Here is a 20,440-nt window from a genome sequence, read left to right as displayed (position 1 = left end):
CCTTCATTTAAGTAATAATTAATTTTTCATACCATTTAATGCTTTATATCCATCAACTATTAAATCTAATTTACCTGTGTGAGGATCAATAACTAAACCATGTACAGGAACATCTTTTGGAATAAGTGGATGATTTCTTACTAAATCAACATTAGCTTGAGTTGAACCGTTGACATCATCGAATCCAAATAACCATTTTTCAAGGTCAACACCAGCATATTCAATCGCTGATAAAATTTCTGGTGAAGCTACTCCACGATCTAATATTTTTTGAAGTGTTCCTTTTGGATTAGTTTGGCTCGCACCACATCTTTGGTGTCCGATAAGGAAGATTTCATCTGCATTTAGATCATATACTGATGCGACAACACTTTGCATAACACTATCGAAAGCAGAAGCAATTTTACCACCTGCATTTCTGATAACTTTTGCATCACCATCGTGTATATCTAAAGCTTTTGGAAGTAGCTCAATTAAACGAGCGTCCATGCAAGAAACAACAACCATACGTTTTTTAGGCATTTTTGTCGCTTCACGAGGAGCGTATTCTTTATTTTCTACAAATTGTTCATTGAACGATAAAATCTCTTGTAATAACATATTTGTAACCTCCTTTAAATCTAGATGTATTTTTTTGTTGCGTCCTCTGTGTTATAAGTAAATATAACTGATAAACAATGTGATGTAAGAGGATAAACTAAGTATAGTGAATTGTATCGACAAGCAGAATAAGTTGGCGAAACACTTTCTGGCTTTCTACTTTCACGATGAAAGGATTGGTTTATATCATTGATCAAACAGATTTTGAGATACTGAAATTATTAGGAGAAAACTCAAGAATACAATGGAAAGAACTTGGTCAAAAAATACATATGACGGGGCAGGCTGTAGGAAATCGAATTCGGAGATTAGAGGATTTAGGGATTATTGAACAATATACAATTGCAATAAACCGAATCAAATTAGGACAAATAGTGACTGCATTTGTTACTTTGTTTGTAACAACAGTTAATCATCAAGAGTTTATGAATTTCTTTCAAGGAGAAGAAGGAATTTCTGAAGTGCATCGTATAAGTGGTGAGGGATGTTATTTATTAAAAACACATTTTGCTTCTAATGAAGAATTGGATAACTTTCTGGGGCGACTATTAAAGTACGGGAATTATCGTGTTAACCTATCGATAGGAAAGTTAAAATAAGATTTCTTTTTTTGAGGTTATAGTAACATTATTTGCTAATCCCTATTTGTATAGAGATAATAAAGTCGTTTGATTTTTATCCCGCATTAACGGGCGAGTTAAAACGATTGGTCACTGGTATTACGCAAAAAATGCTTACTGAGCAATTGAAAGAGCTTGAAAAAGATGGGCTTGTGTCTAGAAAAGTATACAATCAAGTACCACCGAAAGTTGGGTATTCTCTTACGAAACAGGGACAATCATTAAAAGAAGTTTTAAAAGTACTTTGCGATTGGGGAAGCGACTATATTAAGCAAAGATATCCTAATGGTGAAGTGCTAGTGAAAGAGGACGATCATATTTGATTTAACACTCCTATAATTGTAAGTTTGTTATAATGAACAAGTACTTACACGAAAGGGAGTCTAAAGTGAAAATGAAATCATTTAATATTGATCATTATATAGCTAGTGTTTTGCAGTGGATATTAAATATAGCGTTAATCATATTATCAATTGTCTTATCTATCTTTTTAATTAACGAGACGATTACTTTTATTCAATACATATTTTCAGCGAAGAAATACACACCGTATAAATTAGTTGAAAGCATCATTGTCTACTTCTTATACTTCGAGTTTATCGCATTAATTATTAAGTATTTTAAATCGAATTATCATTTTCCATTACGGTATTTTATTTATATCGGGATTACGGCTTTAATTCGATTAATTATCGTGTCTCACGATGAACCGATGGAGACGTTGTTATATGCAGGGTCTATTCTTGTTTTAGTCATTGCTTTATACATATCCAATATGAGGGATTTGAAGAAAGAGTAGTAGTGCAGACTTTTGTTTGCACTATTTTTACATCTTGACCTTCAAGTTACTTGAAAGTTTACAATGTAAGTAGGACGTTTGAAATCTAAAAAAAATGAGAAATTAAGTGAAGAGGTTATTTTACTTGGAGGTTATAGAAATGAGTAAGGAATTAAAATTACGTCCTTTAGAACGGGAAGATTTAAAGTTTGTACACGAACTTAATAATAATGCACATATTATGTCGTATTGGTTTGAAGAACCGTATGAGGCATTTGTGGAGCTGCAGGATTTATATGATAAACATATACATGATCAAAGTGAGCGCCGATTTATCGTTGAGAAAGATAATGAGATGGTTGGATTGGTCGAATTAGTAGAAATCGATTATATTCACCGTAGAACTGAATTCCAAATTATTATTGATCCGAGTTACCAAGGTTACGGTTATGCAGCTGATGCAACGCGTTTAGCAATGGATTACGCTTTTTCCGTATTAAATATGCATAAAATATATTTAGTTGTCGATAAAGAGAATGAAAAAGCTGTACACGTTTATAAAAAGGTCGGATTTATAGTAGAAGGTGAGTTGCAAGATGAGTTCTTCGTTGATGGCAACTACCATAATGCGATAAGAATGTGTATGTTCCAAAAAGAATATTTTAGAGTAAAAAGACTATAGACAATGATTGTCTATAGTCTTTTTTATCATTTAAAACAACAACTATTTATCGTAAAACAATAAATAGTTGTTGACCTATAATGCAGTGGGGCTTATTATGAGGATAGCAAAAGGAATGCGGAAAAATTAATTGTGAAATTAAAGGAGAATATATTATGAAAAATAAATTTTTATTAGCTATCGTACTAATATCGTTAGGAGTTACCTGTTTATTAATGCACGGTACAACTAGTAAAGTGGCGGATAATGGGCTTCTTGTAGAACCTTTCTTTTTCCTAGTACCAGTAAGCTACCTATTGTTCTTTAGTGGTATTGGTGTGTTGCTATTTGGATTTATCACTTCAAAGTTGAAAAAACAGCAATAGATAAATGCTGTTAGTTCAGGAGGGGATTTTTGTGAAACAAAAAGAATTGTCATTATGGTTAAAGTTAATTATCATTCTTTGCGGATGTTTTGGTTTATTGTTCTGCATATATATTGGGCCAGAAACGGGAAGAGCGGTATTGTTAGTTTCAGAAAATTTGAAGGGACTATATAAGCCATTCGTACTGTTCATTTGGATCACAGGAATTCCATTTTTTAGCGCTTTATTTTTAGGATGGAAAATATGTTCAGATATTGCCTCACACAAAGCCTTTACTGTAAAAAATGCGAATCGATTAAAGAGGATTAGTATTTTATCTATGACTGAAGGTGTTTTATATATCGGAGCATTACTATATATTTTCACAGCTGGAAGTTATCATACGAGCATTTTAGTTATTCTATTACTTATTTTATTCTTCTCAGTCGTTATATCTATTTTTACTTCCTTACTTTCTCATTTAATTAGAAAAGCAAGTGAAATAAAAGATGATAACGACTTAACGATTTGAGGTGCTCTGTTATGACGATTGTAGTAAATCTCGATGTAATGTTAGCGAAAAGAAAAATGAGTGTGACAGAGTTATCCGAGAAATTAGGAATTACAATGGCGAATGTCTCGATATTAAAAAATGGAAAAGCAAAAGCAATTAAATTCTCAACTTTAGAGAAGGTATGTGAAGCTTTAGAGTGTCAGCCAGGTGACATTTTAGAGTATAAAAAGGAGGAATTATGATGAAGAAAAAATATTTATTAGCTTCTAGTCCGATATTTTTAGGCGTGTTATGTATACTTATGTTTAATATAATTGGTTCCGAAGTGAAGCCAGATGGAACTTTAGTCGAACCATTTTTCTTAATTCCATTAGCCTATTTATTTGTTTTTACTGGAATTATTGTGATTTTATTCGTGGCTGTTTTCTCGATGTTTCGAAAAAAGCAAGCGCGATAAAGTGAAACTATAATCAGTGGGGATTTTGTTCATCCCCCACTGATTATTAGCCTTCACCAATCGGGCGTTTACTGCCCGCAAATAGCGGGATAAAACACTTACTATGAAATAGAGACATATGATATGGAAGAAAAATAAAAAGTGAGCTGAATAATGATGAACCATTATTTTCAACTTGGAAGACAAGTAGGGCCAGCTATTACATTGGCCGGGGCACAGATGACAGTTCAGGCAGTGCATCAGGCTATTCAAATGCAACAACAAGCACAGGTAGCGCAAATGATGCAGAGTCAGTATATGCCGTATTCACAGCTTCCTGTGCAAATTGTACATTATGATGTGTATCCAGCTGGTTTATTTTCAATTCCGTATGGCGGGACATACTTTTTATGAAAGAAAGCGACCGGTAAAAGAGTCGCTTTTTTATATGCCACCTAACTTCATCCCGAGGAATGCGAAGATGATACCAATCATATAAGTCGCGCTTAAATATAAAAATAGTATGCCAAATTTTTTGCGGTTGAAAAGCTGAACGGATTCTAATTTAAACGTTGAAAATGTAGTGAAGGCGCCCATAAACCCTGTGCCTAATAATAATTGCCAACTTGTAGTTATCCCTTTGCCAATTATATATCCGAGTAAAAATGCTCCCGTTATATTAATGAGGAATGTAGCAATCGGAAATGAAGTTTTGTTTCTTTCTTTAAACCAATTACTAATTGCAAATCGTGTAATGGCACCGAAGAATCCTCCTGTTGCTACTAATAAAGCGTTAATCATGATATTTCACCTTCCTCAAGGTGTTTTTGTAGTAAAAAATCTCCAAGTTTATAGCCAAGCCCAGACATAATTAGACCACCTAGCATACTGCATGATACATATAAAAATGCGATACTAAAATGTGAATGATTGATTAACTGTACAGTTTCTACACTGAATGTTGAAAACGTCGTAAATGAACCGATAAATCCGGTTCCGATCCCGGTAATAACTTCGGAGGGTAAGATGTTTAACCGAGCGATATAGGTGGCTAGCAAAGCAAGTAAGAAACAACCAATTAAGTTAATCGTTAATGTAGCGAGTGGTAATGAATGATGCCAAAGCGTATCGATAGTAAAACCTAAATAATAACGGGAAAGAGCTCCTAATATACCAGCTATGCCAACAATAATATATTTCAACTTCTTCACCTCTCTAATAGTGTACTCAAAAAAAATAGACTCCTACCAGTAGTCATACTGGTAGGAGTCATTAGCTAATTCGCATTTACGGCGAACTCCATCGCCTATAAGTTCTATTTATAGTGTACTAAATATTATTTTGGATTACCAATAAATATGTTAACGAAAAGTAGGATCTGTATATTCTTTGAAGTTGCAATTTCTCTGTTGTGGATTGTAATTGCTTTACAGTCTTGTCTTCTTAAATGTTATGATTGAATTTCAAGATAATTGCAGTGAGAGAAACAACGATTATTTGTTAGCTAAATATAATGATATGAATTTTTCTTTATGGTAAAATATTTCTTGTGTCTTTAATCTATCTTCATTTAACTGAAAATACAGAAAAATAAAATGTTATTTTACAAAAAAAGGGGTCATGTGTTTTGAAGAAATTTTTAAAAATAGTATTAATATTTATTTTAATAGTAGCTGGTATTCTAGGTGGATTTTTAGCTTATATGACACTTACAAAAGAGCAGCCAGCAAATGTTTTAGACGTAAAGGTTGAAAATAACAAAGAGCGTGTACTGCAGCAAGGAAATGAATTTAAAGTTACAACATTTAATATTGGGTATGCTGGATTAGATAAGGATCAAGACTTCTTTATGGACGGAGGAAAGGGTTCTGGTTCGAGTAGTAAAGAACAGACTGAAGTGAACTTGAAAAATATGCTTTCATTTTTACAAAATGAGAATAGCGATTTTACATTGTTACAAGAAGTTGATATAAAATCCCACCGATCATTTGATGTAAATGAGCATGAGTTTTTGAAAAAAGGATTATCTGATTATGCTTCGTCATTTGGGAAGAACTACGATACTAAGTGGGTTCCTGTCCCAGTCACAAAACCGCTGGGATATGCTGAGGGCGGATTAAGTACATTTTCTAAATATACAGTTCAAACAGCAACGCGGTTCCAACTACCCGGAATGGAGCCTTGGCCGAAGCGTTTATTCGATTTAGATCGAGCGATTGTTGAACATAAAATCCCTGTTAATAATGGGAAGTATGTTAGGCTCGTAAATGTACATTTATCTGCTTATGATGAGGGCGGAAAAATTAGAAAGCAACAAGCAGAGTATTTAAAAGAATATATGAACAAGTGTTATCAAAATGGTGATTACGTAATATTAGGTGGGGATTGGAACCAGTTACTTTCTAATGTTCAATTAAGTGATCCTAAGTTTGTGAAAGAGCGTCCTGAATGGCTAGTAGAGTTACCAAAGGACTTTGCGGATGGAGGATTTCAATGGGCTGTAGATCCATCTGTTATGACGGTAAGGGATGATGTGAAGAAATATGTGGAAGGTGAAAACTTTGTCACTATTATTGATGGATTTATGGTTTCACCGAATGTTGAAATTGTAAATGTACAAGGGAAAGACTTAAAGTTTGAAAATAGTGATCATAACCCAGTTAGTGCGGTATTTAAATTGAAATAATTGATGCGCGGGGCTTCATAGAATATCACCTAAAAAGAGCACAATAATGTGCCCTTTTTATACTTGGTAGGAATTTAATTGCTTTTCTCCGCGTTTTCTGCCAAGCTTAAGGAGAAAAATACTTCGAAGAAAGAAATATATAGGTGACACATATGATTGAAGTTAAGACTTCTGAACTTAGTGATGGAGAATTTAATAGAGGTGTATTTGCAACTCGTGATATTAAAAAGGGTGAGTTGATACACTCAGCACCAGTTATCTCTTATCCGAATGAACAGCATGAACACATTGAGAAAACGTTACTTGCTGACTACGCATTTGAGTATGGGGTAAATCATACGGCATTCCTTTTAGGATACGGCATGTTATTTAATCATGCATATAATCCGAATGCAACGTATGATATTGTCTTTGAGAATCATACGTTTAACTTCTTTGCTTACAAAGATATAAAAGCGGGAGAAGAGATTCTAATCAATTATAATGGTGAAGTTGATGACGATGAGCTATTATGGTTTGATAAGGAAAAAGAAGAGAACGAAAAATAATTTAATGAGTATAGAAAGGGCACATTCTGTGGGATGTGCTCTTTTTTTATGGATGTGAGTAAAGTAAAGATTACAAAATAATACCATTTTTCTTTCGTATGGTATAGTAAGATAATGAGGGATAGTGTTTTGTAAAAGTTATATATTTTACAATTTGTTGTCTATATAGTTACATGTCAAGTTTAGTAGCCTATTTGGGTTGCTTTATTACGCGATATATATTTTAATATGAGTGGCACCTCTTATAATGTAAGAGGTTTATAGGTGTCTCGAATTGATTTTAGGTACACTGTATCCACCACTTTAGGTTTATTTCATGTATGTGGGGATATTATGGGCCCGTGGATAGCGGGATAAAAAGATTATAGAAATAGAGGAATCGTAAAATGAATATGCAAGAGGTTTATAAATATTTAAGTACAGTATTGCCTGAAGGTCATGTGAAGCAAGATGAAATGCTGAAGAATCATACGCATATTAAAGTTGGCGGAAAAGCAGATGTGTTCGTTGCGCCTACAAATTATGTTGAAATTCAAGAAGTTATCAAGTATGCGAATCAACACAATATTCCAGTTACGTTTTTAGGAAACGGTTCGAATGTCATTATTAAAGACGGTGGTCTTCGCGGGATTACAGTAAGTTTAATTCATATTACAGGTGTTACTGTAACGGGGACAACGATTGTTGCGAGGTGTGGTGCAGCGATTATTGATGTGTCACGAATTGCATTGGATCACAATTTAACAGGACTTGAGTTTGCTTGTGGTATTCCAGGTTCAGTTGGTGGAGCGTTATATATGAATGCTGGTGCATATGGCGGTGAAGTAGCTTATGTATTAACAGAAGCAGTTGTAATGACAGGTGATGGAGAGCTATGCACTTTAACGAAAGATGCATTTGAATTTGGATATCGTAAGAGTGTATTTGCGAACAATCATTACATTATTCTTGAAGCGAAGTTTGAACTTGAAGAAGGTGTGCGTGAAGAAATCAAAGAAAAAATGGATGATTTAACTTTTAAGCGTGAATCAAAACAACCGTTAGAGTATCCTTCATGTGGTAGTGTATTTAAGCGTCCACCAAATAATTTTGCGGGTAAGCTTATTCAAGAATCAGGACTGCAAGGTAAGCGAATTGGCGGAGTGGAAGTTTCTTTAAAACACGCTGGATTTATGGTGAATGTTGATAACGGAACTGCGCAAGATTACATTGATTTAATTCATTTCGTACAAAAGACAGTTGAAGAAAAATTCGGTGTGAAATTAGAGCGAGAAGTAAGGATTATTGGAGAAAATCTACAGTAACCTTTGAAGAAAAAAACGTATAAAAGTATGAATTATTTCGAAATAACATTTGGATATTGTTGACAATTTGTTTTCGATTCAATATAATGGCTAATAATTTAACAAATAAAATATACGTTGAAAGAGCCCAGTAGCAGTTTGTCACTGTTATCAAAGAGAGCTAGGGGTTGCTGGAACCTAGCACAAACAAACTTGTGAATTACACTCTGGAGTATCTTAGGTAATGCTAAGCGGAATAGCAATCGATATTATTGCTAAGAGTGGTATGAATAGCTATGCTATTTATGCAAACTGGGTGGTAACACGGTGAATAATCGTCCCTATGTCTATCGTAGACATAGGGACTTTTTGTTTTTAAAAAATAAAGGGGATGACAAAAGATGAATATTATTGATGAATTAGAATGGCGCGGTGCTGTGAATCAACAGACAGATGAAGAAGGTTTACGTAAGTTAGTAGAAGAGAAAAAGATTTCACTATACTGCGGAGTGGATCCGACTGGCGATAGTATGCATATCGGACATTTGATTCCTTTTATGATGATGAAGAGATTCCAATTAGCTGGCCATCATCCTGTTATTTTAATCGGCGGGGCAACAGGAACAATTGGTGATCCGAGTGGTCGTCAATCAGAGCGCCAATTGCAAACGTTAGAAGTAGTCCAGCATAATGTAGATGCGTTAACAGCGCAAATGAAAAAGCTATTTGATTTCGGCGGGAATAGCGAAGTGAAGATGGTAAATAACTATGACTGGACACATAAAATAAACATTATCGAGTTTTTACGTGATTACGGAAAAAACTTTAGCATAAATAGCATGTTAGCAAAAGATATTGTCGCAAGTCGTTTAGATACAGGAATTTCATTTACAGAGTTCACGTACCAAATTTTGCAAGCAATGGACTTCCATCATTTATACAAAGAAGAAGATGTTCAATTACAAATCGGTGGTAGTGATCAATGGGGAAATATTACGAGCGGTTTAGATTTAATTCGTAAATTAGAAGGTCATGAGGCGAAAGTATTCGGATTAACGATTCCATTATTATTAAAATCAGATGGTACGAAGTTTGGTAAATCAGCAGGTGGTGCTATTTGGCTTGATCCGGAAAAGACAACAGCGTTTGAATTTTACCAGTTCTGGGTGAATACAGATGACCGTGATGTAATTAAATACTTGAAATACTTTACGTTCTTAACGAAAGAGAGAATTGATGAATTAGCAGCGAAGGTAGAAACAGAGCCTCATAAACGTGAAGCGCAAAAAGTATTAGCAGAAGAAATGACGAAATTCGTTCATGGAGAAGAGGCATTTTTGCAGGCTGTGAAAATTACAGCTGCGTTATTTAGCGGAGATATTAAATCGTTAACAGCTGATGAAATTGAACAAGGATTTAAAGAGATGCCGACATTTGAGTCTTCAAAAGAGACGAAAAACATTGTAGAGTGGTTAGTTGATTTAGGAATTGAACCTTCTAGACGTCAAGCGCGTGAAGATATTAATAATGGGGCTATATCTATGAATGGTGAAAAAGTAACGGATGTAGGCACTGATGTTACTGTAGAAAATTCATTTGATGGAAGATTTATTATTATTCGCAAAGGGAAGAAGAACTACAGCTTAGTGGAATTAGGAGAATAGTTCTTGTGAAAGAGTGGAAGTAGGGAAGATATCTACTTCCGCTCTTTTCATATACACAATTTCGACATAAAAAAGTCAGTATATTTTGATAATTAAAGAGGGTTATATTATTCTTTTGCCGAATAAATAAGTTAGAGAAAATTACGGATAAAAATAGCCCGAACCATGCAAGGCATGATTCGGGCTTATATTCAGATTAGTAAGCTAAGCTGAATAGACCTTTAATGTGTGATAAGTAACGAACGTTACTTGCTTCTTTCATTAATGATGCTGGTAAACCTTTAAGTGGAGTATTGCTTGCTCCGATTGTAGCAACAGCATCTTTACGTCCTAGACTAGCAAGTGTTCCAGAGTTGATAGGTGCGAACTCTTCGAATGCTTTGCCTTCTAGTGCTGCGTATAAGTTGTATCCAATTAACTCACCCATTTGCCAAGCGATTTGTGCAGTTGGTGGGTATGGACGACCGTCTGCAGCGAAGACAACAGCGCTATCTCCAGCAACGAATACGTCTTTGTGAGAAGTAGATTGTAGGTGCGCATCAACTGTTGCACGACCGCGGTTTACTTCAAGACCTGATTCACCAATTAATGGGTTACCTTGTACGCCGCCTGTCCAAACGAATGTGTTAGCAACGATTTTTTGACCGTCTTTTAAGTCGATTTCATTACCAGCAACGTTTGTTACAGGAAGACCTGTTAAGAATGTAACACCGCGTGCTTCTAAGCTAGCAGTTGCACGTTCGATTAAGTGGTCTGGTAATACTGGAAGGATTTTCGGACCTGCTTCAACAAGAAGAAGTTTAACTTCTTTTGGATTTACGCCGTGGCTTTTTGCAAGTTTAGGCATAATGTCAGCAAGCTCACCAACTAGCTCAACGCCAGTTAATCCGCCACCACCGATTACGATTGTAGCATCAGCTTCGTTTTTCGTTTTCGCGTATTCACGAATACGGTCTTCAACGTGTTTGTAGATTTTGTTTGCATCAGCAGCAGATTTTAATACCATGCTGTTTTCTTCTAGTCCTGGAATACCGAAGTAAGCAGTTTTACTTCCTAAAGCAACTACAAGTGCATCGTAAGATAGCGTAGTGCCACCAGCTAGTTTGATTTCTTTGCTATCAACTGAGAATGACTCAACTGTTGCAATTTTAAGATCGATGTCTTTACCTTTGAAAAGCTTTGTAAGTGGCATTGCAATTGCTTGCTCAGCAACGTTACCAGCTGCAAGGCGGTGTAGTTCAGTGATGATTTGGTGTGTTGGATATTGGTTGATCACTGTAACTTGTGCTTCTGATTTGCTGTAGTATTTACGTACGTTTAAAGCGGCAAGAAGACCGCCATAACCAGCGCCTAAGATGACAATTTGTTTTGACATAGTATGTTATCCCCCGTCTTTACTAATTGTTGTTATAAGTTAAATTATTTATTATTACGTTCTGCACTAACTTGAAGGTATGCGTTCACAAAGCGGAACATTTTTTGTGCTTGTGGGTCTTTTAGTAATTTTAATAGACCGAACAGGCCGATAACTTCGTTGCTTTCGTCAGCACGATCTTTCGCTTCGATAGCAGTTGCAGCCATGCTTTTCACTGTATCTTTTACAGGTTCTACAATCTCTTGGATTGCGCTAACAGTGTCGCTTTTTAATACTTCATCAGTAGCAACAGTTTGAGCGAAGTCATAAGACTTAGTTAAAATGTTAACAAGCTCAGTTAATTTTGGAAGCTGTTCTACTAGTGTAGTTAATGATTCTTGTACCTCAGGTTTTAACAACTGATCAAGTACATCTAGTTGTCCTTGGCTAGCAGAAATTTGTACAGTTTCTTGTTCTGGCTTTGTTTGAGTCATAGTTTCTGGCATCTCCAATTCTCCTTTACGATAGCAATACTCTTATTTTTGATAGGCAAGATAGTAAACGGTTATGAAACTTTATACAAAGTTTCACAAAACACAATAAAATGCCTTTAAATTTATGACAGCAAGTAGGCTGAAAACATAAATTTAAAACCATAACGTCTTACCTATTATTTATGAACTGTCCGATACATGGCTTGTCCGCATAATGGAAAGTTCCCTTATCGGAAAGTGTATATAATATATATCCTATATTATATACTATATACACGTATGTTAACATAAAAATGATTCCTAATTATTTGATATTGAGCCCATAACCTAGTAATGACAAGGTATGAAAGCGCATAAATTATTTTACTTCGATAAGAAGTATACCTATATAATAATAAAAAAAGGGAAAAACAAACAAATTTACGTTCGTTTTTTCCTTTTTTCTTATTGTTCACTCTCTGCGATTAGCATCGATGTGTTACCGCTTTTTTCAAGATGACATTCGCCCCAAGTACAAAGAGAATCAAGAATCGATTCTAAAGACCACCCGTAATCAGTAAGGGAATATTCTACTTTTGGTGGTACTTGATTGTACACCTTTCTTTGAATAACTCCATCTTCTTCTAATTCACGTAGTTGCTGTGTTAACATCTTTTGTGTAATACCAGGCATTAAACGTTTTAGTTCACTCGTTCTCCTTGTACCTTTCGTTAAGTGGCAAAGAATAACGACTTTCCATTTGCCACCGATAACCTCTAAAGTCGCCTCAACAGGAATATTATATTTCTTCATATGAAAATCTCCTTTGATGAATGTGAATTTCAGTTCTTCAACAAAAGAAGCTAAATAAGTTAAATGTTACTTTTTAGTGCCTATAGCACTTTAAAGTACGTACTTTTTATCGTGTTGAATATGTTTCATAATAGCATACGTAAGAGGGAAATGAGTAGTACGGTACTAAAAAGTGCCTATGTTACTTTTTGGTACCTATCGTACTTTAAAGTGCGTTCTTCAAAAAAAGAGTGAAGCCATTCATAATAGCATTTATGAGCAGTAAAGTTATTTTTGTAGAAGATAAAAAGGCCTTTTTATCACACTATTATGATTGGATTTCTCGTATTAAGGAGGAGTTCAATTGAATTCATATACAGTATCTTCTTCGGCTGTTCAGACGAATCGAAGAAGTATGTTTGCTTTATTAGCGCTAGCAATTAGTGCGTTTGGAATTGGTACAACCGAGTTTATTAGCGTCGGTTTATTACCATCTATTTCGGAGGATTTACATGTTGCTGTTACAACAGCTGGTTTAACGGTTTCTTTATATGCGTTAGGGGTAGCATTTGGCGCTCCAGTTTTAACGTCGTTAACAGCTAGTATGTCGCGAAAGACGTTATTAATGTGGATTATGATTGTTTTCATTATTGGTAATGGAATTGCGGCGGTAGCAACGAGTTTTACTGTTTTACTTATCGCGAGGGTCGTTTCTGCATTTGCACATGGTGTTTTTATGTCGATTGGTTCGACAATTGCAGCTGCACTCGTCCCAGAAAATAAACGTGCTAGCGCAATTGCTTTTATGTTTACTGGTTTAACCGTTGCGACTATTACAGGTGTCCCAATTGGAACATTTATTGGTCAACAATTTGGCTGGAGAGCGTCATTTATGGTGATTGTGGTCATTGGAATCGTTGCCTTAGTCGCAAACAGCATGCTAATTCCGTCTAACTTAAAAAGAGGTACGTCTGTATCATTTCGCGATCAATTCAAACTCATCACGAATGGGAGATTATTACTTGTTTTCATCATTACTGCATTAGGGTATGGTGGAACGTTTGTAACGTTTACGTATTTATCACCGCTATTACAAGAAGTAACAGGATTTAAATCGAGTACCGTTACAATCATTTTGTTAGTGTACGGAGTTGCAATTGCGATTGGAAATATGATTGGCGGGAAGTTATCGAATCATAATCCAATTCGTGCATTATTTTATATGTTCTTTATTCAAGCAATTGTATTATTCGTACTAACATTTACGGCGCCATTTCAAGTAGCGGGGCTTATCACAATTATTTTTATGGGGCTATTCGCGTTTATGAATGTTCCAGGGCTACAAGTGTATGTCGTTATATTGGCTGAGCGTTTCGTGCCGAGTGCCGTTGATATCGCATCAGCAATGAATATTGCAGCATTTAACGCAGGAATCGCTCTTGGGGCTTATTTAGGCGGTATTGTAACGAACTCGTTAGGATTAATTCATACAGCTTGGGTAGGCGGCATTATGGTAGTAGGTGCTGTTATTTTAACAGCTTGGAGTATGGCATTAGAAAAAAGAGATCAAGCAAAATAAAGGAGAGAAAAATATAATGAAAAATTTACAAAGTAAAACAACATTGCATAACGGTGTAGAAATGCCTTGGTTCGGTTTAGGTGTATTTAAAGTAGAAGATGGACCAGAACTTGTAAAGGCTGTAAAGTCGGCGATTAAAGCTGGATACCGCAGTATTGATACAGCGGCGATTTATGGAAATGAAAAAGCAGTAGGTGAAGGAATTCGCGCTGGTATAAAAGAAGCAGGAATTTCTCGAGAAGATTTATTCATTACTTCAAAAGTGTGGAATGCAGATCAAGGATATGAAACGACACTTGCTGCATATGAAGAGAGCTTAAAAAAATTAGAACTAGATTATTTAGACTTATATCTTGTTCATTGGCCTGTTGAAGGAAAATATAAAGATTCGTGGAGAGCGTTAGAAACACTTTATAAAGAAGGGCGCGCGCGTGCAATTGGCGTAAGTAACTTCCAAATCCATCACCTGAAGGATGTAATGGAAGGTGCGGAAATTAAGCCGATGATTAATCAAGTCGAATATCACCCGCGTTTAACGCAGAAAGAACTACAAGCTTTCTGTAAAGAACAAGGTATTCAAATGGAAGCATGGTCACCACTTATGCAAGGGCAACTATTAGATAACGAAACATTACAAGAAATTGCTAATAAATACGGTAAGACAACAGCTCAAGTTATTTTACGTTGGGATCTTCAAAATGAAGTTGTAACGATTCCGAAATCAACGAAAGAACACCGTATTATTGCAAACGCAGATATTTTCAATTTTGAGCTAACAAAAGAAGATATGGAAAAGATTGATGCTTTAAATGAAAACCACCGCGTCGGTCCAGATCCGGATAACTTTGATTTCTAATAGAGGTAAGTTCAAAGAGTGCAAAAAGTTTGCGCTCTTTTTTATTTTGTCTATGCATAAAAAAAATTTCTAACTAAATAATAAACAGTAGTAAATTTGTTATTTTATAAGGGGTTGTAGACATGAATATAAAACGATCGTTCAAGATAATGGCCACTTTTTTGAGTGTTTTATTTGTATTTGCGAACTTATTATTCCCACTTCAAAAAGCATTCGCAGAAGTTATGGACCATACGAAGTATCAAATGGATTGGAGTTACAGTAGGTCAAAGAAGAAACCAATTCGAACAGAGCTTATTAAAACAGCAGATGGAAAAATTGCTTTTTGTTTAAATGTAGATTTAAAATCGCCAAGTGGTCAAGATTTACCTGAAATGGGTAAAGTGGATATTAACGTGTACCGCGTACTATTAAACGGATACCCACAAAAGAGTCCGCAAGAATTAGGTGTTTCTGATTGGAGAGATGCACATTACGCAACGCAGCTTGCGGTGTGGAATGCGTTAAAACAAATTGATATTAATGATTTAGATTTCCGTAATAAAAATGTAGAAAAAGTAACGAAAGATATAGTTGCAAAAGCAAGTGCTAGTGAAGAACTACAAGAAATTACGATGAGTGTAACTCCAACAGAAGAACAAGAAGCAGTATTAAAAGATGAGTTTTTTGAAACTGGTTTATATACAGTGCAAACAAACGCGAAAAGCGGAACATATAAAGTACAGGCAACAGGTGCACCAGAAGGCGCGAAGTTCGTAAATGAAAAAGGCGAGGCAAAAACAGAATTTAATGTAGGAGAGAAATTCCGCATTTTAATTCCGAAACAAACGCCAGCGGGTGGATTTAGCTTTAAAGTATCAGGCAATTTAACGAAATTACAAGGAATTGCACATAAAGGAACACCGACTATTCAAAATGCGGTTGTGTTACTTGAGCGTAGTGAAGAAAAAACAAGTCCAGAGTTAGCGGTAAGTTGGAAAAAAGCAAATGGTCATGATAATAAACCAAATAAACCCTATACACCAAATGAACCACATAAACCGAATCAATATAACAGATGATGAAAAAAGCTCGTAAACACTATGTTTACGAGCTTTTTTATTACTCAGCTTCAGAAACGACTGTGAAGCGTTCGTTTACATGTTTTGGATTTTCGATTTCATCAAGTGCTGCTACCGCGAAGTCTTCATAACTTACGTAGCTATCGCCTTTTGAGTTAACAAGAAGGTTGTCCTTACCAGCTTTGTAAGAGCCAGTGCGTTTTCCTAATGCGAATAGTGCAGAAGGGCTGATGAATGTCCAAGTAATATCATTTGTTTGTTGTAAGATTTCTAAGTTTTTACCTTGGTTTTGAGCAGTTGCAAGGTATTCATTTGGGAAACCTGGTGTATCAAATACACGAGTCGTTTTTTCTTCGTCTACAAATAAGCTACCAGCACCACCAACTACAAGTAATTTTGTGTTAGGTGCACCTTTCATAGCTTCGATCAGTACGTTTCCTGCATCTACGTGAAGGTGTTCCTCACCTGCTGGAGCACCGAATGCGTTTACTACAACATCGAATGCTTGTAGGTCATTAGATGTAAGGTTGAATACATCGTTTTCTAAAACTTTTACGTTGTCTTCTGTTATTTTTGAAGCGTTTCTTACGAATGCAGTTACTTCATGACCGCGATCTAATGCTTCTTTTAAAATGCGACTTCCAGCTTTTCCGCTTGCTCCTATAATTCCGATTTTCATAATGAATCCCTCCAAAGTGTTTTGTTAAAGTGTATATGTGAAAATGAATGAATTTAGTGTAATTAGGTTTGTTACAACTTGATGTAATCATTATAGTTACAGGTTGGTGTTTTTGTCAATGGGATTATGTATTGTTTTAGTATGTACATTTTATAAATATAAAGTCATAAAACATAACAAATAACATGATCATGTTATAAAACCTAACATATGGAAGTGAGATTTTGTCGAAAAATGTTGATTTTTACATATTTTTTAAATATAATTCAATTTATGAAGAAAAAAGGGAGGGGACTGACAGTATGAATATTTTAGAACAATTCGTTTCATCAACGAATACGATTCTTTGGTCATATATTCTTATCGCAATGTTAATCGGTTTAGGGCTTTATTTTTCTATAAAATTGAAATTCGTACAAATTACTCATTTAGGGGAAATGGTTCGATTAATGGGTGATGGTTTAACTGGAAAGACACGTAAAAAGGGTAGCGTATCTTCTTTCCAAGCTTTCTGTATGAGCTCAGCAGCTCGTATTGGTATCGGGAACTTAGCGGGGGTAGCGCTAGCTATTTCTATGGGAGGACCTGGAGCTGTATTTTGGATGTGGGTTATTGCGATTATTGGGGCGTCTTCAAGTTTCGTAGAAAGTACGCTTGCGCAAATTTATAAAATAAAAGATGGCAGTGGCTTCCGTGGTGGTCCTGCTTATTATATGGAAAAAGGTTTAAATAAACGTTGGATGGGAATTTGGTTCTCTATCCTTATTACAATTAGTTACGGTTTAATTTTTAACTCAGTACAAGCAAATACAGTGACATTAGCATTTGAAAATGCATTTGGTATTGAGCGTTATGTTGTTGGAATCGTATTAGCAGTATTAGTTGCGGTTATTATTTTTGGTGGTGTGAAAAGTATCGCGCGTATGTCTGAGCTGATCGTTCCGCCAATGGCACTTATTTATATTGCAGTAGCTATTTTCGTTGTTATTAAAAACTATTATTTAATACCGGATATGTTTACAGAAATCTTTAAAGGTGCATTCGGTTTGGATTCAGCTGTAGGTGGCGGTATCGGTGCTGCAATGAAGTTTGGTATTCAGCGCGGATTGTTTGCGAACGAAGCAGGTATGGGTAGTGCGCCAAATGCGGCTGCAACAGCGGATGTAACACATCCAGCTAAACAAGGATTTATTCAAACAATTGGAGTATTAGTAGATACATTCTTAGTATGTACATCAACAGCGTTTATCGTACTATGTTCTGGTGCATATAAGGCAACAAATTTAGAAGGTATTGAATTAACGCAAGTGGCGTTAAGTTCACAAATCGGTTCGTGGGCAAGCGGCTTCTTAGCGATTATCATTTTCTTATTTGCTTTCAGTTCATTACTAGGAAACTATTATTATGGTGAAACGAATATTGAATTTATTAAACAAAGTAAAACTTGGTTAACGATTTACCGTATTGCGGTAGTGGGAATGGTATTATTCGGTTCTGTTGCGACGCTTCAAGTTGTATGGAATATGGCAGATTTATTTATGGGTCTAATGGTAATCACAAACTTAATTGCGATTACACTTCTTGGACGATTTGCGTATGCAGCATTAGCGGACTATGTGAAACAAAAGAAACAAGGAAAAGATCCAGTCTTCAGTGCAGATTCTATCCCTGGTTTAACGAACACAGAGTGCTGGGACAAGCCAGCAGTAGCAGATAAAGAAAAAGCTGTATAATAAAAGAGGAACGAGCATCAAAGAAATTTGATGCTCGTTTTTTTATGGTGATAAAATAAGGAGAGAGGTAAAAGACGAACATTAATGAGCATTTTATAATAAAATGTAATTTTTTTAAAGAAAAATGCAGATGTGAGTTGTAATTTGTGTTAGAATGGTTAATGGCTTTAGAATAAGAGATTAGACGACTTTTTATAATCATTTCTATGGTTTTAGGGGTAAATGGAAAGTTCGGTTTATTTCGTATTTCTAATGGTCAGACGTTCAACGTTAATGAAGAGTTAAATGGAGGATTTTATTAATGAAGTTTGTTATGTTTCTTGTAGGATTACTCGTTGTATTCGTACTCGGTTTTCTTATAAGCTCTGATCGTAAGAAGATTAAGTATAAACCAATCGCGATTATGCTTGTTATTCAGCTAGCTTTAACGTATTTCTTATTAAATACGCCAATTGGTTATATTTTAGTAAAAGGAATTTCAGATGGATTTGGAGCGCTTCTTGGATATGCGGAATCTGGAATCGTTTTCGTATTTGGTGGTCTTGTTAATAAAGGAGAGGTTTCATTCTTCTTAACAGCTTTATTACCAATCGTATTCTTTGCAGTGTTAATCGGAATTCTGCAACACTTTAAAATTTTACCGATATTTATTCGTGCTATTGGTACTATGCTAAGTAAAGTAAATGGTTTAGGAAAATTAGAATCATATAATGCAGTAGCGGCTGCAATTGTTGGGCAAGCAGAAGTATTTATTACAGTAAAAGATCAATTAAGTAAAATCCCCAAACATCGTTTATATACACTATGTGCGTCTTCCATGTCGACAGTATCGATGTCGATCGTTGGTTCTTATATGAAAATGATTGAGCCAAAATATGTAGTAACAGCACTTGTATTAAATTTATTTAGTGGTTTCATTATTATTCATATTATTAATCCGTACGATATTACGGAAGAAGAAGATACACTAAAGTTAGAAAATAAGAAAAAACAGTCGTTCTTTGAAATGTTAAGCGAATATATTATGCTTGGTTTCACGATTGCGATTACGGTAGCAGCAATGTTACTTGGTTTCGTAGCATTAATTACAGCAATCAATAGCTTGTTTGATTCAGTGTTCGGTATTACATTCCAAGCTATTTTAGGATATATTTTCTCACCATTAGCATTCGTAATGGGAATCCCGCAATCAGAAATGGTAACGGCGGGACAAATTATGGCAACGAAATTAGTATCGAACGAATTTGTAGCGATGCTTGATCTAGGAAAAGTAGCTAGTGATTTATCAGCTCGTACAGTCGGTATTCTTTCTGTATTCCTTGTATCATTTGCAAACTTCTCATCTATCGGAATTATTGCAGGTGCAACGAAAGGGATTGATGAAAACCAGTCAAACGTTGTTTCATCATTCGGATTACGACTTGTATACGGTGCGACATTAGTAAGTCTTTTATCGGCGATTATCGTTGGTGTTATGTTATAAAAAGGATGGCCCTAGCTCATAGCTAGGGCTATTTTTTATAGTAAATTTACATAAAAAAACCAATCGGTTAGGAATATATTAACATATAAAAATCTTTTAAAATTTATATTGCATTTCGATTAGATAACGCTTACAATTTGATTTGTAGGTGGTATCCATTTCAGACGTTAAATACGGTAGAGAAGAAGAGACTACCTGTTATAAATTGCAATTTATGTAAACGCTTACTGATTTTAGAAGACAGTTCAAAATATTTTAAGGGTTCATATTTTTTT

At 35.2% G+C, this 20,440-nt stretch carries 25 protein-coding genes, 1 riboswitch and 1 other annotated feature; of the genes, 18 read left to right on the top strand and 7 right to left on the bottom strand.

Going from position 1 to position 20,440, the window contains the following annotated elements; all coding sequences use genetic code 11:
* Positions 1 to 18: 18 nt before the first annotated feature.
* Complete coding sequence (locus tag NSQ47_RS18800) at positions 19 to 600, bottom strand: beta-class carbonic anhydrase (RefSeq protein WP_000926491.1); 582 nt, start codon at positions 598 to 600, stop codon at positions 19 to 21.
* 167 nt (positions 601 to 767) lie between these two features.
* Between NSQ47_RS18800 and NSQ47_RS18795 the strand changes: the two genes are divergently transcribed.
* The 9 genes from NSQ47_RS18795 to NSQ47_RS18755 all read left to right on the top strand — a co-directional run bounded on the left by NSQ47_RS18795 (position 768) and on the right by NSQ47_RS18755 (position 4,388).
* Positions 768 to 1,199: an Lrp/AsnC family transcriptional regulator gene (locus NSQ47_RS18795; protein ID WP_002159927.1), complete on the top strand. Its 432-nt coding sequence runs from the start codon at positions 768 to 770 to the stop codon at positions 1,197 to 1,199.
* A 32-nt stretch (positions 1,200 to 1,231) separates the two neighbouring features.
* Entirely contained in the window at positions 1,232 to 1,543 is a 312-nt protein-coding gene (locus tag NSQ47_RS18790; RefSeq protein WP_033714903.1) for a winged helix-turn-helix transcriptional regulator, read from the top strand.
* Positions 1,544 to 1,614: 71 nt separating this feature from the next.
* Positions 1,615 to 2,019, top strand: coding sequence for a phosphate-starvation-inducible protein PsiE (gene psiE / locus NSQ47_RS18785; protein WP_002159929.1), 405 nt, complete (start codon positions 1,615 to 1,617; stop codon positions 2,017 to 2,019).
* A gap of 139 nt (positions 2,020 to 2,158) precedes the next feature.
* Positions 2,159 to 2,680 carry a spermidine N1-acetyltransferase gene (gene speG, locus NSQ47_RS18780; RefSeq protein WP_002159930.1) on the top strand — a complete coding sequence of 174 codons (522 nt, stop codon included), beginning with the start codon at positions 2,159 to 2,161 and terminating at the stop codon, positions 2,678 to 2,680.
* A gap of 155 nt (positions 2,681 to 2,835) precedes the next feature.
* Positions 2,836 to 3,045, top strand: a complete 210-nt coding sequence (locus NSQ47_RS18775; RefSeq protein WP_002159931.1) for a DUF3955 domain-containing protein — start codon at positions 2,836 to 2,838, stop codon at positions 3,043 to 3,045.
* A gap of 31 nt (positions 3,046 to 3,076) precedes the next feature.
* The gene (locus NSQ47_RS18770; protein ID WP_002159932.1) at positions 3,077 to 3,556 is read left to right on the top strand and encodes a DUF2975 domain-containing protein; all 480 of its coding nucleotides are present in this window, start codon (positions 3,077 to 3,079) and stop codon (positions 3,554 to 3,556) included.
* A gap of 11 nt (positions 3,557 to 3,567) precedes the next feature.
* A complete protein-coding gene (locus NSQ47_RS18765) occupies positions 3,568 to 3,780 on the top strand; it encodes a helix-turn-helix domain-containing protein (RefSeq protein WP_445662098.1) in 213 nt (70 codons plus the stop codon).
* The gene (locus NSQ47_RS18760) at positions 3,780 to 3,995 is read left to right on the top strand and encodes a DUF3955 domain-containing protein (RefSeq protein ID WP_002159933.1); all 216 of its coding nucleotides are present in this window, start codon (positions 3,780 to 3,782) and stop codon (positions 3,993 to 3,995) included. The genes NSQ47_RS18765 and NSQ47_RS18760 overlap by 1 nt, the downstream gene beginning before the upstream one ends.
* Before the next feature lie 153 nt (positions 3,996 to 4,148).
* A complete protein-coding gene (locus NSQ47_RS18755; protein WP_341037649.1) occupies positions 4,149 to 4,388 on the top strand; it encodes a DUF3947 family protein in 240 nt (79 codons plus the stop codon).
* 30 nt (positions 4,389 to 4,418) lie between these two features.
* Here the strand turns inward: NSQ47_RS18755 and crcB (NSQ47_RS18750) are convergent, their stop codons facing one another.
* Both crcB (NSQ47_RS18750) and crcB (NSQ47_RS18745) read right to left on the bottom strand, forming a co-directional pair.
* Complete coding sequence (crcB, locus tag NSQ47_RS18750) at positions 4,419 to 4,775, bottom strand: fluoride efflux transporter CrcB (RefSeq protein ID WP_016106584.1); 357 nt, start codon at positions 4,773 to 4,775, stop codon at positions 4,419 to 4,421.
* Complete coding sequence (gene crcB, locus NSQ47_RS18745; RefSeq protein ID WP_341037648.1) at positions 4,772 to 5,176, bottom strand: fluoride efflux transporter CrcB; 405 nt, start codon at positions 5,174 to 5,176, stop codon at positions 4,772 to 4,774. Before crcB (NSQ47_RS18745) ends, crcB (NSQ47_RS18750) begins: the two co-directional genes overlap by 4 nt.
* Positions 5,177 to 5,230: 54 nt before the next feature.
* Positions 5,231 to 5,290, bottom strand: a riboswitch (Fluoride riboswitch).
* Between the two features lie 311 nt (positions 5,291 to 5,601).
* On the opposite strand from crcB (NSQ47_RS18745), the gene NSQ47_RS18740 reads away from it, so the two are divergent.
* The 4 genes from NSQ47_RS18740 to tyrS all read left to right on the top strand — a co-directional run bounded on the left by NSQ47_RS18740 (position 5,602) and on the right by tyrS (position 10,155).
* Positions 5,602 to 6,660 carry an endonuclease/exonuclease/phosphatase family protein gene (locus tag NSQ47_RS18740; protein WP_341037646.1) on the top strand — a complete coding sequence of 353 codons (1,059 nt, stop codon included), beginning with the start codon at positions 5,602 to 5,604 and terminating at the stop codon, positions 6,658 to 6,660.
* A 152-nt stretch (positions 6,661 to 6,812) separates the two neighbouring features.
* The gene (locus NSQ47_RS18735) at positions 6,813 to 7,208 is read left to right on the top strand and encodes an SET domain-containing protein (protein ID WP_000573650.1); all 396 of its coding nucleotides are present in this window, start codon (positions 6,813 to 6,815) and stop codon (positions 7,206 to 7,208) included.
* A 386-nt stretch (positions 7,209 to 7,594) separates the two neighbouring features.
* The gene (gene murB, locus NSQ47_RS18730; RefSeq protein ID WP_341037644.1) at positions 7,595 to 8,512 is read left to right on the top strand and encodes a UDP-N-acetylmuramate dehydrogenase; all 918 of its coding nucleotides are present in this window, start codon (positions 7,595 to 7,597) and stop codon (positions 8,510 to 8,512) included.
* Positions 8,513 to 8,620: 108 nt separating this feature from the next.
* Positions 8,621 to 8,837: a binding site (T-box leader), on the top strand.
* Between the two features lie 55 nt (positions 8,838 to 8,892).
* Positions 8,893 to 10,155, top strand: coding sequence for a tyrosine--tRNA ligase (gene tyrS / locus NSQ47_RS18725; RefSeq protein ID WP_002159940.1), 1,263 nt, complete (start codon positions 8,893 to 8,895; stop codon positions 10,153 to 10,155).
* 196 nt (positions 10,156 to 10,351) lie between these two features.
* Here tyrS and NSQ47_RS18720 read toward each other — a convergent pair whose 3' ends face one another.
* From NSQ47_RS18720 to NSQ47_RS18710, 3 genes are all read right to left on the bottom strand, one after another.
* Positions 10,352 to 11,530 (bottom strand): NAD(P)/FAD-dependent oxidoreductase, encoded by a 1,179-nt coding sequence (locus NSQ47_RS18720; RefSeq protein ID WP_002112768.1) that lies wholly within the window; start codon positions 11,528 to 11,530, stop codon positions 10,352 to 10,354.
* Positions 11,531 to 11,574: 44 nt separating this feature from the next.
* Positions 11,575 to 12,015, bottom strand: coding sequence for a DUF1641 domain-containing protein (locus NSQ47_RS18715; RefSeq protein ID WP_341037643.1), 441 nt, complete (start codon positions 12,013 to 12,015; stop codon positions 11,575 to 11,577).
* A 432-nt stretch (positions 12,016 to 12,447) separates the two neighbouring features.
* Positions 12,448 to 12,795 carry a winged helix-turn-helix transcriptional regulator gene (locus NSQ47_RS18710; protein ID WP_002159942.1) on the bottom strand — a complete coding sequence of 116 codons (348 nt, stop codon included), beginning with the start codon at positions 12,793 to 12,795 and terminating at the stop codon, positions 12,448 to 12,450.
* A 394-nt stretch (positions 12,796 to 13,189) separates the two neighbouring features.
* On the opposite strand from NSQ47_RS18710, the gene NSQ47_RS18705 reads away from it, so the two are divergent.
* From NSQ47_RS18705 to NSQ47_RS18695, 3 genes are all read left to right on the top strand, one after another.
* A complete protein-coding gene (locus tag NSQ47_RS18705; protein ID WP_199661035.1) occupies positions 13,190 to 14,353 on the top strand; it encodes an MFS transporter in 1,164 nt (387 codons plus the stop codon).
* A gap of 16 nt (positions 14,354 to 14,369) precedes the next feature.
* Positions 14,370 to 15,209: an aldo/keto reductase gene (locus tag NSQ47_RS18700; RefSeq protein WP_445662097.1), complete on the top strand. Its 840-nt coding sequence runs from the start codon at positions 14,370 to 14,372 to the stop codon at positions 15,207 to 15,209.
* 122 nt (positions 15,210 to 15,331) lie between these two features.
* Entirely contained in the window at positions 15,332 to 16,270 is a 939-nt protein-coding gene (locus NSQ47_RS18695) for a thioester domain-containing protein (protein WP_002198906.1), read from the top strand.
* A gap of 40 nt (positions 16,271 to 16,310) precedes the next feature.
* Here the strand turns inward: NSQ47_RS18695 and NSQ47_RS18690 are convergent, their stop codons facing one another.
* Positions 16,311 to 16,949 carry an NAD(P)-dependent oxidoreductase gene (locus tag NSQ47_RS18690; protein ID WP_341037640.1) on the bottom strand — a complete coding sequence of 213 codons (639 nt, stop codon included), beginning with the start codon at positions 16,947 to 16,949 and terminating at the stop codon, positions 16,311 to 16,313.
* 302 nt (positions 16,950 to 17,251) lie between these two features.
* Between NSQ47_RS18690 and NSQ47_RS18685 the strand changes: the two genes are divergently transcribed.
* Positions 17,252 to 18,682, top strand: a complete 1,431-nt coding sequence (locus tag NSQ47_RS18685; RefSeq protein ID WP_002112761.1) for an alanine/glycine:cation symporter family protein — start codon at positions 17,252 to 17,254, stop codon at positions 18,680 to 18,682.
* Positions 18,683 to 18,983: 301 nt separating this feature from the next.
* Complete coding sequence (locus tag NSQ47_RS18680; protein ID WP_002112759.1) at positions 18,984 to 20,165, top strand: NupC/NupG family nucleoside CNT transporter; 1,182 nt, start codon at positions 18,984 to 18,986, stop codon at positions 20,163 to 20,165.
* Positions 20,166 to 20,440 lie beyond the last annotated feature (275 nt).

Source organism: Bacillus sp. FSL R10-2780 (assembly GCF_038006125.1).
Classification (GTDB): Bacteria; Bacillota; Bacilli; order Bacillales; family Bacillaceae_G; genus Bacillus_A; species Bacillus_A cereus_U.
This window is presented reverse-complemented; position numbering and strand designations above follow the sequence as displayed.